The 516-nt window shown below is 61.4% G+C and carries 1 protein-coding gene; it reads right to left on the minus strand.

Annotated features, from left to right (window positions below; translation table 11 throughout):
* Positions 1–47: 47 nt before the first annotated feature.
* On the minus strand, positions 48–516 hold a 469-nt coding region (locus RXV88_RS23670; protein WP_316296196.1), incomplete at its 5' end, for an IS5 family transposase.

Here is a 516-nt window from a genome sequence, read left to right on the forward strand (position 1 = left end):
TTGCACAAATGCGGGTTTGAACGGACTGCCCCTTTCCCCGGACGGACTTATCCTACGGGCCCAGTGACGGGTATGCCAAGAGCGGTGTAGCGGTTGAGGACCGCGACGCGGACCTGGATTTCCGCGACCTGCCGATCAAAGTCTCTTGCCATCAAGGATTGGCCGAGCAGCTTGATGCAGTTCATCTTGCTTTCAACCCGGCTCCGGCGGTGGTACCCGCTCCATCGTCGCCAGATGGCCTTGCCTAGGTATCGCGATGCGTTGACCGCCTCGTTCCGGGCGATGGCCCCGGCAGTGGTTGGTTTCCAGGGCTTGGCGTTCTGGCGCGGCGGGATAACGGCATGAGCACCACGGGCTGCAATCGCATCGTGGCATTTGCGCGTGTCGTATGCGCCGTCGGCTGTAACTGATCCGATAGTGTGGTCGGGAGCGATTTGGTTCAGCAGTTCAGGCAGCATCGGCGCGTCGCCGATATTGCTCGTTGTGACCTCGACGGCCCGGACCTCCAGTGTTTCC

The organism is Aestuariicoccus sp. MJ-SS9 (assembly GCF_032586235.1).
Classification (GTDB): Bacteria; Pseudomonadota; Alphaproteobacteria; order Rhodobacterales; family Rhodobacteraceae; genus Aestuariicoccus.